The organism is Bartonella sp. AC70YNML, assembly GCF_042196545.1.
In the GTDB taxonomy this organism is placed as follows: domain Bacteria; phylum Pseudomonadota; class Alphaproteobacteria; order Rhizobiales; family Rhizobiaceae; genus Bartonella.
The window spans coordinates 1-723 of sequence record NZ_JBHIQK010000056.1 but is presented as its reverse complement, the minus strand read 5'-3'; the positions used below and the strand labels follow the sequence as shown (position 1 = coordinate 723).

Here is a 723-nt window from a genome sequence, read left to right as displayed (position 1 = left end):
ATTTTTTTGATTTCACTGGTTAATTCATATTTTTTGCACATAGAGATACCCTCACAATTTAATGTGATAAACATTTGCTAAAATTTGGAATGGGAAATTTAAAAGAGGGGCACCCCCGCCGCGCCCGCCGCTGCTTTATTAATTAGACCCAGACAATCTCTAATTCACCATAAGGAGAGAGACGTTCAGTATAGGTTTTTATTTTAGTAGACCCGCCGACATTTTCACGAATAACAGCAATGCCATGAATATTGGCATTTTCATAAACATGCACGTTATTTGCTATACGAGCATTTTCATAAACCCTAGCATTGTCATAAACATAGGCATTATCATAAATAATAGCCTTGCCATACACATGTGCATTACCATAAACATGGGCATTATCATAAACATAGCCAGCAATGATAGCATTGTCATAAACCCGCGCATGACCATAGATATGACCACAAGTGACAGCATTGCCAAAAACTCTTGCATTTTCATAAACGTGACCATTTTTAAACACAAGAGCCTCATCATACACCCAGCAATTGCCATCATGAGAGAGGTTATCTTCCTTTTCAATAAAGCCCCTTAAAGTACCTGCTTTGATATCAGCAAAATCTTTTAATGCTTTAATACGGTAGAGAACATGTTTACCAAATACACGCGTTTCATTTGTGAGTGCAAACTTCTTTTGCATGAGCACAATTCCTTTATAGAGATTTAAATTTTTAAATG

At 36.4% G+C, this 723-nt stretch carries 1 protein-coding gene; it reads right to left on the bottom strand.

Annotation, left to right across the window (positions count from 1 at the left end; translation table 11 throughout):
- Positions 1-142: 142 nt before the first annotated feature.
- Positions 143-685: a hypothetical protein gene (locus ACFIMU_RS08720; RefSeq protein WP_375697038.1), complete on the bottom strand. Its 543-nt coding sequence runs from the start codon at positions 683-685 to the stop codon at positions 143-145.
- Between the last annotated feature and the right edge of the window lie 38 nt (positions 686-723).